The following is a 15,882-nucleotide window of genomic DNA, read 5'->3' as shown; positions in this document are numbered from 1 at the left end:
TTGCCCACGTGTTACTCACCCGTCCGCCGCTAACTTTAAAAGCAAGCTTTTAAAGTCCGCTCGACTTGCATGTATTAGGCACGCCGCCAGCGTTCGTCCTGAGCCAGGATCAAACTCTCCAATAAAGAGTTGATTAGCTCATTGCTAAACTCTAGCTTTTTGTTGCTTTTTTTGTTTTACAACATTCGTTATAAAACGATTATTGTTGACGTTTGTTTGTTCAGTTTTCAAAGAGCAATCTCATAAGAGACAACTTTTAAATGATAACATATCTCTAGTAATTTAGTCAATATATTTTTTAAAATCATTTAATGTTCTCTCGCTGACTTGTATTATTATAGCAACGTTTATATTTATATGCAATAGTTTTTTAAAATTTATTTTATAAAAAAAGAATATTTTTATTACAATTGTTTTTTTGTTCTATCCTATTTATTTTCGAGAAGTTACTTTCTATCATTCCTCTAAAATTTCCTCAATAAACAAATGTCTATTTTTTTCTAAATCAAGAATCCTTTCACTTTCCATTATTTTTACCAACGGTCTAGTGGAAGCATTCCCTTCCTTAAATAAAACCTCAGCTTTTTCGCCATTGGATAATCTAATTTTACTCCCAATTGTATATTGAGTAATAGCATTGCTTAATGCTTGTAATATTGTTAAATCAAATTTACCAAAGTGATCCTGCCGCATTTGTTCAATTACTCGAAAAGGAGATTGTTTCTTCCTATACAATCGTTCTGATGTCATAGCATGAAAAGTATCGGCTACTGCAATTATTTTAGCAAATGCATGTATCTTTGTATCTATATTTCCCATTGGATATCCACTTCCATCTATTCTTTCATGATGTTGGTAAATGGCAAGACGTGTCTCTTTCTTCAATAAACTATGCTCAGGAATCATTTCAAAACTATATCTTGTATGTTTTTTAATTTCATCAAACTCTTCCTCTGTTAAAGGCTCGGTTTTGTATAATAACCGTTGATCGATCTTAGCCATTCCTGCGTCACTTAAACAACCTGCTAATGCTACTTGAATCGTATCTCTGTAGCTATAATTCATTTTCCGAGCAATAAATGCGCTAATAATTGCAACTGCAATAGAATGCTGATGTATATATTCCTTTTTATTCGATAAGTGATAAAGAGAGAATATTTCTTTTGGCACACGTTCTGACTCTTCTAACAATGGTAAAATTATATTTCTGATATTGGCTATGTTTACAGGGAATCCTGACTGCCAAGAAATAAATTCTTTTTTGTATAATTGGACTGTATGTAAAAAAAGAGCTATAAAGCCACTTTCCACATCTTTTCTCTCCACTTTATGAAAAGATGAATACGACTGAATAATTTGTGTACCATCTAATTGTGTATTTTCAATTGCTACTTCCTCTACTAAAAAAGCTTTTAATATCTTGATATGCTCCTCGGCTAAAACCGTTTTTGCGGTAATTATTGGTCTATTTGTTCGTATAAAAATGTCTTCTGCTAAAATACTGCCTGGCTTTAACTCTCTAACTTTAACAATCATGGAAACCACCCTTTAAAAAACGGACTTTTTTACTATTTTAATGTATTTTTTTTGAAATGTAACCCATTAATTTCATCCAATACTCCTAAAATCAGCTATATATTTAAAATATATGAATTAATCTCCATAAAAAAGAGATGCCTCTAGGTTTTCCCTTTAAGACATCTCTACACAATATTATTCGTTTGAATCCGCGTCATTCTCTGAAGATGCTTGTTGACCTTCTTCAGTCATTTCTACTTCTTCATCCTCTTTTTCTACCTTCGCAACAGTTGCAACAAATTCATTGTCACTTTCATTTAATTTAATCAGTCGGACACCTTGAGTGCTTCTACCCATTGTAGAGATATCACTTACTGCCATTCTGATTAAAACCCCGCCTGTTGTGATAATCATTACATCTTCTTCCCCGGTAACGACTTTCATCGATACAAGATTTCCATTTTTATCGGTGATGTTGCATGTCTTAATACCTTTTCCGCCCCTACCTTGAACTCTATATTCATCTATCGGTGTTCTTTTTCCGTAACCTTTTTTAGTTACAATCAGTATTTCCGAATTTTCTTCAAGAACTTCCATACCTACTACTTCATCCCCAGATGATAGAGTGATACCTTTTACGCCCGTTGCCGTTCTACCCATAGAACGTACATCTGTTTCTGGGAAACGAATAAGCAATCCGTTTTTCGTACCAATAATAATTTCCTTTGAACCATCTGTTAAACGTACAGAGATCAACTCATCACCTTCTCTTAAGTTAACAGCAATTAGTCCATTATTTCTTATATTGGCAAAAGATGATAACGGAGAGCGTTTAGATATTCCTTCTTTTGTAGTGAAGAATAAATACCAATCATCTACAAATTCTGAGACAGGAATAATTGCATTGACCCACTCATCCTTTTCCACACCTAAAAGGTTAATAATTGGAATACCTTTAGCAGTTCGGCTGAATTCTGGTATCTCATACCCTTTTAATCTGTATACTTTCCCTTTATTCGTAAAGAATAGAATAGTATCATGAGTAGATGTAGAGCTTAACTGTTCAACGAAGTCATCTTCATTCGTACCCATGCCCTGAATTCCTCTGCCTCCACGTCTTTGCGCTCTGTAAGTAGATGCTGGTAGTCTCTTAATATAACCATTATGAGTTAAGGTTATAATGATATTTTCTTCTGGAATCAAATCTTCATCTTCAATGTTTTCAATTCCACCAGCAATAATTTCCGTACGACGTGTATCATTAAATCGCTCTTTTACCTCTAAAAGCTCTTCGCGAATAATTTCTAAGATTTTTTCTTCATCCGCTAGAATAGCTTTTAATTCAGCAATTAGCTTAACTAATTCTTGATACTCATCTTCAATTTTTTCTCTTTCTAATCCAGTTAATCTTTGTAGACGCATGTCCAGAATAGCTTGAGCTTGTTTTTCCGAAAGATTAAAGTTCGTCATTAATCCTTCACGCGCTATATCTGTGGTTCGTGAACTTCGAATTAAGCTAATTACTTCATCTAAGTGATCTAAAGCAATACGCAGTCCTTCTAGTATATGAGCTCTAGCTTCAGCTTTTCTTAATTCAAATTCTGTTCTTCTGCGAATAATGACTTTTTGATGATCTAGATAATGAGCTAAACATTGTTTTAAGTTAAGTACCTTTGGCTGCCCATCAACCAATGCAAGAAGATTGATACCAAAGCTCGTCTGCATAGCCGTATGCTTATATAGATTATTTAATAAAACATTGGCATTTGCGTCTTTTCGCACTTCAATTACAATGCGCATTCCATTACGATCCGATTCATCTCGCAAATCAGTAATTCCATCAATTTTTTTATCGCGAACTAATTCAGCAATACGCTCTACTAGTCTTGCTTTATTGACTTGATAAGGAATTTCTTTGACAATAATAACTTCCTTACCACTAGGCTTCACTTCAATTTCCACTCGTGCTCTTAATATAATGGAACCTCTGCCAGTCTCATAGGCCTTTCTAATTCCGCTTCTACCAACAATCATTCCGTAAGTTGGAAAATCTGGTCCTGGGATAATTTCCATTAATTCAGGAATGGTAATATCAGCATTCTTACTTACAGCAAGGACTCCGTCTATTACTTCTCCTAATTGATGTGGAGGGATATTTGTAGCCATTCCGACCGCTATCCCACTTGTACCATTTACTAGTAAGTTAGGGAATCGAGAAGGTAATACTACTGGTTCCTTTTCTTCTCCGTCAAAGTTTGGCTTGTAATCAATTGTATCTTTATTAATATCACGTAATAGCTCCATTGCTATTTTTGACATTCTTGCTTCCGTATAACGCATCGCTGCAGCAGAGTCACCATCTACAGATCCAAAGTTACCATGCCCATCAACAAGCATATAGCGATAGTTAAAATCCTGAGCCATACGTACCATTGTTTCATAAACAGCACTATCACCATGTGGATGATACTTCCCGATAACTTCCCCAACAATACGGGCTGATTTCTTAAACGGCTTGTCAGAATGCATTCCAAGATCATGCATCGCATATAAAATACGTCGGTGTACTGGTTTTAATCCATCTCGTACATCTGGAAGAGCACGAGAAACAATAACGCTCATCGCGTAATCTAAAAAGGAATCACGCATTTCTTTACTTATATTTCTATCTTTAATTTGAGAATTTGGCATATCAGCCATTTAAAGGAACCTCCTTAAGAAACAATTAGACCAGCTTCTTCATGATAAAAAGTGTTTTAGAACAAGTATATCTAATCGAATTCCTTATGATTAATAGGAATAACTAACTTCTAAAGAAATACACAAGGTGCCAATCTAATCAGCACCAAATTTCTTTTCCTATCTTTAAACATCTAGGTTTTTAACGTAGGTCGCATTTTCTTCAATAAAGTTTCTGCGTGGCTCTACTTTATCACCCATTAGCATTTCAAATGTTTCATCTGCCTCAATGGCGTCATCTAAACTTACTTGTAAAAGTACGCGGTGTTCAGGATCCATCGTTGTATCCCATAACTGCTCTGCATTCATTTCTCCTAATCCTTTATAACGTTGTATATTCGGTTTAGGGTTGGCTGGTAATGTAGCTAGAACTTCTTGTAATTGTTTATCACTATATGCATATTCTAGCTTTTTCCCTTGTTTTATGCTGTATAGTGGCGGTTGTGCGATATAGATATAACCAGCTTCTACAATCTTTCTCATATAACGGTAGAAGAAGGTTAATAATAATGTTCGAATATGAGCACCATCAACATCGGCATCTGTCATAATAACAATTTTATGATATCTCGCTTTGGATATATCATAATCATCCCCAATTCCTGTTCCAATTGCAGTAATCATGGAACGAACCTCGTTGTTAGATAAAATCCGATCTAGTCTAGCTTTTTCAACATTAAGTATTTTACCTCTTAGCGGCAGAATTGCTTGGAAATGACGATCTCGACCTGATTTTGCAGAACCACCAGCAGAGTCTCCCTCTACTATGAATAGTTCACTAATTTTCGGGTCTCTTGAAGAACAATCCGCCAATTTTCCTGGTAAGCTTGAAACTTCGAGAGCACTTTTACGACGAGTTAATTCTCTTGCTTTTTTTGCAGCAATTCTTGCTCTTAAAGCCATTTGACCTTTGTCTACAATTTTACGAGCTACCGTAGGATTTTCTAAAAGGAATTTCTCAAGATGTTCAGAAAAAACAGTATCTGTAATGGTACGAACTTCTGAATTTCCTAGTTTGGTTTTTGTTTGTCCTTCAAACTGTGGATCTGGATGTTTAACAGAGACGATTGCAACAAGACCTTCTCTTACGTCTTCACCTGAAAGATTCGTATCTGATTCCTTTAATAAACTATTCTTTCTTGCATAATCATTAATTACACGGGTGAGGGCTGTCTTAAATCCGGATTCATGTGTTCCACCTTCATGTGTATTAATATTATTAGCAAATGAATGAATATTACCGGTATATCCGTCATTATACTGGAAAGAGATTTCAACTGTTATCCCGTCTTTTTCTCCTTCAATATAAATTGGTTCTTCAAAAAGGACCTCTTTATTACGGTTTAAATGTTCTACGTATGATTTAATACCACCTTCATAATGGTATTCTTTTCTTTTTTCCATGCCTTCACGTTTATCTTCAATCGTAATACGAATATCACGATTTAAGAAAGCAAGTTCTCTAACACGATTAGCTAATGTTTCATAATCATACTCTAATGTTTCCTTAAAAATTTCACCATCTGGCTTAAAGTGTGTAGTGGTTCCAGTAGTATCTGTTTCACCGATAATTTCTAAATCAGCAGCAGGAACCCCTTTTTGGTATTTTTGATAATAGATATTTCCATCCCGATGTACAAAAACCTCTAATTCTGTCGAAAGTGCGTTTACTACCGAAGCACCTACACCATGAAGTCCACCAGACACCTTATAACCGCCGCCGCCGAACTTTCCTCCGGCATGGAGAACTGTCATGATTACTTCTACAGCAGGTCTTCCCATTTTTTCCTGAATACCAACGGGAATACCACGACCATTATCTTTAACCGTAATACTATTATCTTGTTCGATAATAATATTTATCTCATTACAGAAACCAGCTAATGCTTCATCAATACTGTTATCGACAATTTCCCACACTAAGTGATGCAGACCTCGGCCACTTGTTGATCCGATATACATTCCTGGTCTTTTTCTTACAGCCTCTAGACCTTCTAAAACCTGTATCTGACTCTCATCATAAGATTGTTGTTCAACTGGATTTTGTTCCGTTGACATATCGATCACCTAACTTTCTATTGACATCAAAAAATTTTTTCATTTAATTTTGCATCATCATTAGTACTCTTGAATAGTTAACTGGACTATTCTTTTTTTTAACGTATTAGAAGCAATCGGCGAAAAATAGATAGTATCCTTCGTAATCACAATAGATTTATAAGTGGAACTTTTCCCATTGGTCATTGCTTTTTGCCGTTCTAGAAATTCCTTTGAGATAGGAGATGACTCAACTGTCTGTTTATCTAAAATAGTTAAAATTTCTGAAGTTCGCACAAGAATATTTTCTCCAATATGAACGTACACTTTTTCACCTCAAAGCTATTGAATCTTTTTAATCGTTCCGGATTCAACCTGAAAAGTAGCAGCTTCTTTTAATGTTTGATGGTCAATTCCATCAACATTGGTTGTTGTAACAAATGTTTGCACTTTCCCTTGAATGGTATTTAATAAATGAGATTGCCGGTAGTCATCTAATTCAGAAAGAACATCATCTAGCAGGAGTATCGGATACTCACGAATCTCAGAATAAATTAATTCAATTTCTGCCATCTTTATTGATAATGCAGTCGTTCTTTGCTGTCCTTGTGAACCAAAGGTTTGTACATCTCTACTGTTCACATAAAACATCATATCATCGCGATGAGGTCCGAATAATGTCATCCCTCGATCAATCTCTCGTTTTTTTAAATGCTGGAATTTTTCTTCGTATATACTCTTCATTTTCGACAAATCCTGGTCTTCTGATACATCAACGGAAGGTTTATAGCGAATTTCTAGCGTTTCCAACCCACGAGATATTCCTTTATGAATCGGAACGGCCCATTTTTCCAGCAGATGCAGAAATTCAAAACGCTTTGCGACAATTTTAACTGCCATATCTATAAATTGTTCGGTTAAAATTTCAAGCATTGTATGGTCTGTTTGTTTATTTGTTTGTAATTGTTTTAGGTAGGTATTTCGCTGGTGTAAAATTTTTTGATACTGGCTCATATCATGCAAATATACTGGTGATATTTGCCCTATTTCCATATCAATAAATCTTCTTCTAATTTGCGGGCTGCCTTTTACTAGATTTAAATCTTCAGGTGCGAACATAACTACGTTCATATTACCGATATATTGACTTAGTTTACGCTGCTCTATATGATTAAACTTGGCCTTTTTCCCTTTTTTAGCCACAACTAACTGCATGGGAATTTTCCCATGTGTCTTAACTAATCTACCTTCTATTTTAGCATATTCTTTGTCCCAACGAATAAGTTCTTTATCATTAGAAGTTCGGTGAGATTTAGCCATAGCTAGAACATAGATAGATTCCATCACATTGGTTTTTCCTTGTGCGTTTTCTCCTAAAATTACATTTACTTTATTTTCGAAAGAAATATCCAGTTCCTCATAATTCCGGTAATTTCTCAAAAGCAACTCATCAATATACATTTGGTTTCACCCTTTTATAAAACAGTGTACTTGCCAAATGAAGGAATATTTATTTCGTCACCACTTCTTAATTTTCTTCCTCTGCGCTGATCCTGTTCCCCATTCACAAATACCTCGTATTCTCCTAGGAACCATTTTGCCATTCCACCTGATTGTATTAACTCTGCTACTTTTAGAAATTGACCTAATGTAATATAATCCGTGTCAATTTTAATTTGATTATTCATCTTTTCACTCTCTCAACTTTAATCGTATCTTTCTATTCTACTAAATAATTTATTGATACACAAAGAAAAGTGTAATATTTCTATAAATAAGTCAGAAATAGTCGAAATGAGCTGACTAAAACACACTCACAGCTCACTCATTAATCATTTTGTATATTTATGCAATGTCTCTATAAAAAGAAAATTGGGTGTTCACTAAATAGAACACCCAAAAATTTTAATAGGTTCTAACCGGTAATATAAGCTGCAATGTAGAATCATCATTTGTTGGATGAATAACAAATGGTCGCATCGCTCCAGTAAAGCTGATTTTCACTTCTGATCCTTCAAGAACTTTCAACGCATCCATCATAAATTTAGCACTGAAAGAAATTTTTAATTCTTCCCCACTAACCGATTCGCTTACTAATTCCTCCATTACTTTTCCAATTTCCGGAGTAAAAGAAGAAATTTCTATCACATTATCACTCATAGTTGAAAATTTAACAACATTATTTCGACCTTCACGTGCGAGTAAGGAAGCACGATCAATGGATTGCAAAAATTCTTTAGAATTTACAACAATATCCGTCTTGCTCTCAGTAGGTATTAAGCGATTGGTGTCAGGATAATTCCCTTCTAACAAACGCGAGAAGAATAGAATATGTTTCGTTTTAAATAGAATCTGGTTTTCCGTAACAAAAATTTCAACAGGTTCATCATGATCATCTAGAATTCTATTCAATTCATTTAAACTTTTTCCTGGAATAACAATATTAAATGATTGTTCTTCCTCTGTTTCTATTTTTGCTTTTCTTAAAGCTAGTCGATGACTATCTGTTGCAATACAGATTAAATCATTGTTTTCTATTTTCCAGTTTACACCTGTCAACACTGGACGTGTTTCTGAGGTGGACACCGCAAAAACAGTTTGTTTAATAATATTTTTTAGTAAATCTGTAGGAACTTTAATAGAATTTTGTTCCGAAATTTGTGGTAAATGCGGGTATTCTTCAGAATCTAGCCCATTTAAATTGAATTCTGATTTACCAGAACGAATGGTTGTTTGTAAATTATCAACCACAATTTCAACTTGGCTGGTAGGGAGTTTTTTTACAATTTCACTAAAAAACTTAGCTTGTAAAACAATAGAACCAGGTTGCTGGATATCAACTATTTCTTGATCTCCTTCTTCTTTAGGAATAAAAGATTCAATGGAAATATCAGAATCACTTCCAGTTAATGTTACTCCTTCTTCACTCGCAACAATTTTTATTCCAGTTAGAATTGGAATTGTTGTTCTACTAGTAATTGCTTTCATTACATCTTGAACACTTTGAACAAGATGGTCTTTTTGGATGATGAATTTCATTAATTAATCCCCCGATTTAAATAAATTTTGAATGTAAGTTCTAAATGCTTATTTTAATAATATATTTTAAAAAAAAATAGTAGTACAAGTAGTAGGCCCTGTTAGTATGTGGATAACTTTGTTTAAGCAAGGAAACACAGTCTATCAACATGTGGATAGACTGTGTTTAAAGTAAGGAAAGTTATACACATTATTCTATCTAAACTTTTAAGAGTTCATTTATTTCTTTTAATTGTTTTTGAAGTAGAGAGTCCGTTAAAAGCAATTTTGATATTTTTTCATGGGCATGAATAACAGTTGTATGATCACGGCCGCCGAACTCTTCTCCGATTTTTGGTAAAGAGAAATCCGTTAATTCTCTCGATAAGTACATAGCAATTTGTCTTGGGAATGCAATGGATTTAGTTCGTTTTTTGGCTTTGAAATCTTCTAACTTGATATGAAAATGCTCTCCTACTACCTTTTGAATATCATGAATGGTTATTACACGCGGTTTAGAGCTTGGAACTATATCTTTTAATGCTTCAGCTGCTAAATCAGCATTTATATCTTTATTAATTAAAGAAGAATAAGCAACAACACGAATAAGTGCACCTTCTAGCTCACGAATATTAGAATCAATTTGATTTGCAATATAAAGCATTACTTCATTTGGGATGTCTAATCCATCTGCTTTCGCTTTTTTCCTTAAGATAGCAATCCGTGTTTCTAAGTCTGGCGGCGTAATATCTGTAATAAGTCCCCATTCAAAACGAGAACGCAGGCGATCCTCTAGTGTTGGAATTTCCTTTGGAGGACGGTCACTAGAGATAATAATTTGTTTGCTTTCTTCATGTAACGTGTTAAATGTATGGAAAAATTCTTCTTGTGTTGATTCTTTTCCAGCAAGAAATTGAATATCATCTATTAAAAGAACGTCAACATTTCGATATTTATCACGGAATTCAGCACCTTTATTATCACGGATACTATTAATAAATTCGTTTGTGAATTTCTCAGAAGATAAATAAACTACTTTAGCAGATGGATTATGATCAAGAACATAGTGACCAATTGCATGCATTAAGTGAGTTTTTCCAAGCCCAACTCCTCCATAAATAAATAGAGGGTTATATGCTTTTGCAGGTGCTTCAGCAACAGCAAGGGAAGCTGCATGAGCAAAGCGATTTCCAGATCCAATTACAAAAGTGTCGAACGTATATTTGGAATTTAAAATAGTTTGTTCCGTAACTTCTTCATCTTTTTTCTTTTGTTTGGTAGAAATTTGCTGATCAAATTCCTCTTCTTTTTGATTTTGAGGAATAATAAATTTTACAAGAAGTTCCTCTCCTGTAATTTCATAAAGTATTTCAGCAATCAGTTGAGAGTACCGTTCTTCTAACCAATCTCGGGCAAATTCATTAGGTGCTGTTACAACTAGAAGATCTCCTTGCAGGGAATTAGCCTTTGTAGGCTTAAGCCATGTATCAAAACTAGGTTTACTAATCTTTGTTTCGATTGTGCTTAAGGCATTATTCCAGAGATCCGTTATATTCTTCAAGTATCCTCGCCTCCTTTTCTCAGAGTTAATCTTGTTAGCGCTGTTCATCCCAGCAGATGATCTATCTTAAAACGTATAGAAAAAGATGATTTTCAATAGGAATGGTTAAAATTACTCAATTTGTCGTTCCTTAAAAAATATTAAAAACAAAAAAAGAGCTTTAAAGCCTTAAGATAAAATCGCTAAAAATACTTTTGCTAAAAAAGATAAGATCGATTGATGCGATAAGCAGCAATCGTAAAACAAGTGTAAATTTTTTTTGCAAAAGTCGATATTTTTTTCTTTGCTTCCTGTATTAAGTCGTCAAATTCCTGCAAAAGGAATTATCTAATCGTGACTTTGGACAAAAATCTTGCAGCAATATGGATATAAATAGACAAGATAACAGGAAAGTTGTCCTTTTCTAATGTGGAAAAATATATTATAAGGAAGATTAGTGGTATTTCGACAGTATCCACCATCTGTGGAAAACTCTGTTCAGTCACAAAGAATAAGATGTCCACAACTTATCCACAGATTGTGGATAATAGAGTTATGCACAGATTTTATTCAGATGTGAAAACAAAACTATAATAACAAAAATTTATAAGAACTGCAATGCTTTTTAATATCTTATCCACAAGTCAATTAGGTTGTTAGTAATAAATGTCCACAAGCTATTAGTTTGTTGAAAAGTTGTAAATAACTATTGTGGAAAAAATATTACCGTCGAAATTTATCCACAAACGTCGAAAGGATAGTTAAAAATGCTCAAAATTAGATAAAAGAGATTTTTGTTGAAATATCCAAATTGGTAAAAATTATTCGTTAAGAAATAGAAATGTTGGGAAGGATTATGAAGAAGAATAGAAAAATATGTGGTATACTATTGCAATGGCCTAAAAAAGATAGGAACATCACTAAATAAAGTGATCCATAAAATTAGATAAATAAAATGAATAGTTGACAATTAATTGCCTATGTTTATATAATTGTAAGGACTGTCTATAACAGCTATTCCTCAGGGAGGTGTCATATACAATGAAAAGAACTTATCAACCAAATAAACGTAAAAGAAGTAAAGTTCACGGATTCCGTAGCCGCATGAGCAGCTCAAATGGACGTAATGTCTTAGCGCGCCGTCGACGCAAAGGCAGAAAAGTATTATCAGCTTAGGCCACTGAAAAGTCAGTGGTCTTTTTTCAATTAAAAGGAGAAGGGAATGATCTTGCATAAAAGGACAGACCCTTCCTTTTTTTACAATAGATTGGTTTACTTCACGTTAAGATGCCTATCTAATTCTTTCTTTTATTGGGAAATTAGGTAAGTTGGAGGATTGAAGGAGTTATAAACGTTGAAAAAAGAATTTAGAATCAAGAAAAATAAAGAATTTCAGTCTGTTTTTAAAAAAGGGCAATCTTTTGCCAATCGACAGTTTGTTATTTATAAATTGAAAAAAGAAGAACAAGTGCATTTTCGTATTGGCTTATCTGTTAGTAAAAAAATTGGCAATGCCGTAAAAAGAAACCAGATAAAACGCTATGTAAGACAAGCATTTCTTGAATTAGATGACATGTTGGAAAACAAGTATGATTATGTCATAATTGTAAGAAAGCCTGTTGCTGATATGTCTTTTGAAGAAGTAAAAAAGAGTCTTATCCATATTTTGAAAATAGCAAAAGTTCTTTCAAAAAAGAATTAATGGGAAAATCCTATTAAAGCGTTTCCTACCGTTCGTTTATCGGTTACAATACTTATTAAGTAATATTCGAAAATCATGTTACAGGAGGATTTGCAGCTTGAATAAGAAATTTTTATTGATAGTTGGTCTACTTTTTTTAATGACCATTCTAACAGGGTGTACAGAGTTTAATCAACCAATAACTTCTGAAAGTGAAGGGATTTGGAATGAATACATTGTATATCCATTATCTCAATTGATTATTAAAACAGCAGCATTCGCTGGTGGTAGTTATGGTATCTCTATTATTATCGTAACTATTTTAGTTCGACTGGTTATTTTACCGCTTATGATTAAACAAACAAGAAACAGTAAGGCAATGCAGGCAATCCAGCCGCAGATGAAAGAGCTGCAGCAAAAATATAGCTCGAAAGACCAAAAGACACAACAAAAGCTTCAAGAAGAAACAATGAAGTTATTCCAAGAGAATAAAGTAAATCCATTAGCGGGATGCTTCCCTCTAATCGTACAAATGCCTATATTGATTGGATTTTATCATGCTATTTCTCGTACAAGAGAAATTGCTTCCCATGATTTCTTATGGTTCAGTTTAGGACAGCCTGATCCAATCTATTTATTACCGATAATAGCTGGTGTAACAACATTTATTCAAACAAAACTATCAATGGCAGGAGCACCGCCAAATCCGCAAATGCAAATGATGGTTTGGATTATGCCAGTGATGATTTTAGTATTTGCTATTAATTTCCCGGCAGCATTATCTCTTTACTGGGTAGTAGGGAATATCTTTACAATTGTTCAAACGTATTTTATCAAAGGTCCTGAAATTAAAACTGCTGGACAAACTAGCAAAGCAGGAGGAGCGAAGAAGTGAAAGAAGTTACTGCCGTAGGACAAACAGTCGACGCAGCAGTGGAGTCAGCTTTAGCTCAGCTTAAGACAACAAAGAATCAAGTTGAAATCATTGTTGTTGAGGAAGGAAAAAAGGGATTTCTTGGTTTTGGTTCTAGAACAGCAAAGGTAATCGTAAGGAAAAAAGTTAATCCAGTGGAAACGGTAGAGGAATTTCTCATAGATGTTTGCGAAAAAATGGGCGTTCCTGTTAAGATTCAAATAAAACAAAATGGCAGAAATATATTGTATGAATTATCTGGTGAAAAAATTGCTCTATTAATCGGAAAAAGAGGGCAGACCCTTAATTCTATTCAATATCTAGCACAATTGGTCATTAATAGAGAATCGAAAGAATACTTAAAAGTATTATTAGATGCAGAAGGCTACCGTGAACGAAGAAAACAGGCATTAATTCAGTTAGCGGAGAGAATTGCCTATAAAGCGGTTAAAATAGGCAAAGAGATTCCGCTTGAACCGATGCCTGCTGATGAAAGAAAAACGATCCATACTGCTTTGGTATCTTTCAAAGGAATAAAAACTTATTCTTCGGGGGAAGATGCGAAAAGGCATATAATTATTGCGCCGATTAAGGTGAAAAACAGATAGAAAAAAGAGAATGTCTCTCAAGGAAGAGACATTCTCTTTTTTTTGTCTTTAAAAGAGGTTAGTAGTTATTTCTAATTATGAATGATTCGTCTTTACAATTTAGTCATTTGATTTGGAGTCAGATTCATGCAAAAGCAGTTTATCGAGTAAAAATGAAAAAAGAACATGGGCAAATAAAATTGAATCTAAGCACCTATAAAAATAGTAAGAAGAAATACATAGCTTTTGTAATTTTATTTTTCGTTTTATTGTTATTCACATGTGGATAAGATAAAATGGTAAGTAATGATAAAAGTGAATGTGGATAAGTGTGCGGATTTTTTTCTTTTTTTACATTTGTGGATATGTTAATCTAATCTATTGTAATCATGTCAAAGGTGAATACAATCATTTAAATAGATATTATTTTTTTGAATTGAGGTGAAAAAGATGGAATTAGATACAATTGCTGCGATATCGACGCCAATGGGTGAGGGAGCGATCGCAATCGTTCGATTAAGTGGACCGGATTCAATAAAAATCGCAGACAAGCTCTTTAAGAGTATAGGAAATAAAAAGTTAAGTGAGGTAGCAACTCATACGATACATTATGGACATATCATGGATCCAGCAACAAATGAGGTTGTGGAAGAAGTAATGGTATCGTTGATGAGAGGACCGAAAACTTTTACAAAAGAGGATGTTGTCGAAATTAATTGTCATGGTGGACTAGCTTCGGTAAATCGTTTATTGCAGTTGACTACTTCTCATGGTGCAAGAATTGCCGAACCGGGTGAATTTACAAAAAGAGCCTTTTTGAATGGAAGAATTGATCTTTCTCAGGCAGAAGCGGTAATGGACTTAATAAGAGCTAAAACAGATCGAGCGATGAATGTGGCACTTGGACAAATGGAAGGAAGATTATCGAAATTAATCAAGCATTTGCGCCAAGAAATTTTAGAGACATTAGCTCAAGTAGAGGTTAATATAGATTATCCCGAGTATGATGATGTGGAAGAGATGACACAGCAAGTGATGTTGGAGAAATCAAAGTATATTAAGACGGAGATAGAAAAACTTCTGCAAACGTCACAACAAGGAAAGATTCTGCGGGAAGGTCTAGCAACCGTTATTGTAGGAAGACCAAATGTGGGGAAATCCTCTTTATTAAATAGCTTAGTGCAAGAAAATAAAGCAATCGTTACAGATATCCCTGGTACAACAAGAGATGTCATTGAAGAATATGTAAATGTGCGCGGAGTCCCTCTTCGTTTGCTGGATACTGCCGGTATTCGAGAAACAGAAGATATTGTAGAGCGAATAGGGGTAGAGAAATCCCGGAAAGTACTACGAGAAGCCGATTTAATTTTGCTTGTCTTAAATTATGCGGATGATTTAACAGAAGAAGATAAGAATATTTTTAAAGCAACAGAAGGTATGGATTTTATTGTAATAGTTAATAAAACAGATTTACCACAAAAGATTGATTTAGAAAAAGTAAAAGAACTTGCCGGTAATCGAAAAGTCATTACAACTTCTTTAGTAGAAGAAAATGGTGTAGATCAATTAGAAGAGGCAATATCTAGCCTATTCTTTGAAGGTGCTATTGAAGCAAGTGATATGACCTATGTTTCTAACTCCAGACATATTTCCTTATTGAATCAAGCATTAAATGCTATTAGTGATGCAATAGTAGGCGCAGAAACTGGAACACCAATCGATATTGTACAAATTGACTTGACAAGAACGTGGGAAATACTTGGTGAGATTATTGGTGAAAGTGTTCATGAAAGCTTAATTAATCAGTTATTTTCTCAATTTTGTTTGGGGAAATAAACGAATAAATATA

General features: G+C 34.1%; 13 protein-coding genes and 1 rRNA gene (1 of these 14 running past the window's edge). 5 read left to right on the top strand and 9 right to left on the bottom strand.

The features are described 5' to 3' along the window. From NSQ92_RS22400 to dnaA, 9 genes are all read right to left on the bottom strand, one after another. A 16S ribosomal RNA gene (locus NSQ92_RS22400) occupies window positions 1-125 on the bottom strand (it extends 1,423 nt beyond the left edge of the window). A 331-nt stretch (window positions 126-456) separates the two neighbouring features. Further along, entirely contained in the window at window positions 457-1,536 is a 1,080-nt protein-coding gene (locus NSQ92_RS22395) for an HD-GYP domain-containing protein (protein WP_251687760.1), read from the bottom strand. 177 nt (window positions 1,537-1,713) lie between these two features. Beyond that, on the bottom strand, window positions 1,714-4,218 hold the full coding sequence (gene gyrA / locus NSQ92_RS22390) for a DNA gyrase subunit A (protein WP_328283408.1): 2,505 nt from the start codon (window positions 4,216-4,218) through the stop codon (window positions 1,714-1,716). A gap of 165 nt (window positions 4,219-4,383) precedes the next feature. Then, window positions 4,384-6,315: a DNA topoisomerase (ATP-hydrolyzing) subunit B gene (gene gyrB, locus NSQ92_RS22385; RefSeq protein ID WP_047944611.1), complete on the bottom strand. Its 1,932-nt coding sequence runs from the start codon at window positions 6,313-6,315 to the stop codon at window positions 4,384-4,386. Window positions 6,316-6,375: 60 nt separating this feature from the next. Next, complete coding sequence (remB, locus tag NSQ92_RS22380) at window positions 6,376-6,621, bottom strand: extracellular matrix regulator RemB (protein ID WP_047944610.1); 246 nt, start codon at window positions 6,619-6,621, stop codon at window positions 6,376-6,378. A gap of 15 nt (window positions 6,622-6,636) precedes the next feature. Next, window positions 6,637-7,755: a DNA replication/repair protein RecF gene (gene recF, locus NSQ92_RS22375; protein ID WP_061797267.1), complete on the bottom strand. Its 1,119-nt coding sequence runs from the start codon at window positions 7,753-7,755 to the stop codon at window positions 6,637-6,639. A 14-nt stretch (window positions 7,756-7,769) separates the two neighbouring features. Continuing rightward, a complete protein-coding gene (gene yaaA / locus NSQ92_RS22370; RefSeq protein WP_047944608.1) occupies window positions 7,770-7,982 on the bottom strand; it encodes a S4 domain-containing protein YaaA in 213 nt (70 codons plus the stop codon). 217 nt (window positions 7,983-8,199) lie between these two features. After that, window positions 8,200-9,333, bottom strand: a complete 1,134-nt coding sequence (dnaN, locus tag NSQ92_RS22365) for a DNA polymerase III subunit beta (protein WP_047944607.1) — start codon at window positions 9,331-9,333, stop codon at window positions 8,200-8,202. Between the two features lie 199 nt (window positions 9,334-9,532). Next, the gene (dnaA, locus tag NSQ92_RS22360) at window positions 9,533-10,873 is read right to left on the bottom strand and encodes a chromosomal replication initiator protein DnaA (RefSeq protein WP_047944606.1); all 1,341 of its coding nucleotides are present in this window, start codon (window positions 10,871-10,873) and stop codon (window positions 9,533-9,535) included. 1,020 nt (window positions 10,874-11,893) lie between these two features. On the opposite strand from dnaA, the gene rpmH reads away from it, so the two are divergent. The 5 genes from rpmH (at window position 11,894) to mnmE (ending at window position 15,869) form a co-directional block, all read left to right on the top strand. Then, a complete protein-coding gene (rpmH, locus tag NSQ92_RS22355) occupies window positions 11,894-12,028 on the top strand; it encodes a 50S ribosomal protein L34 (protein WP_016201470.1) in 135 nt (44 codons plus the stop codon). A gap of 178 nt (window positions 12,029-12,206) precedes the next feature. Next, window positions 12,207-12,554, top strand: coding sequence for a ribonuclease P protein component (gene rnpA, locus NSQ92_RS22350; RefSeq protein WP_047944605.1), 348 nt, complete (start codon window positions 12,207-12,209; stop codon window positions 12,552-12,554). A gap of 139 nt (window positions 12,555-12,693) precedes the next feature. Beyond that, entirely contained in the window at window positions 12,694-13,428 is a 735-nt protein-coding gene (spoIIIJ, locus tag NSQ92_RS22345) for a YidC family membrane integrase SpoIIIJ (protein ID WP_369988879.1), read from the top strand. Then, window positions 13,425-14,054, top strand: a complete 630-nt coding sequence (gene jag, locus NSQ92_RS22340; protein WP_341153239.1) for an RNA-binding cell elongation regulator Jag/EloR — start codon at window positions 13,425-13,427, stop codon at window positions 14,052-14,054. Before spoIIIJ ends, jag begins: the two co-directional genes overlap by 4 nt. Before the next feature lie 429 nt (window positions 14,055-14,483). Further along, complete coding sequence (gene mnmE, locus NSQ92_RS22335) at window positions 14,484-15,869, top strand: tRNA uridine-5-carboxymethylaminomethyl(34) synthesis GTPase MnmE (RefSeq protein ID WP_047944601.1); 1,386 nt, start codon at window positions 14,484-14,486, stop codon at window positions 15,867-15,869. Window positions 15,870-15,882: the final 13 nt, after the last annotated feature.

It is taken from the genome of Niallia sp. FSL M8-0099 (assembly GCF_038006945.1).
Taxonomy (GTDB): Bacteria; Bacillota; Bacilli; order Bacillales; family Cytobacillaceae; genus Niallia; species Niallia circulans.
The sequence above is the reverse complement of the archived record's forward strand: the minus strand, read 5'-3'. Positions and strand labels throughout refer to the sequence as shown.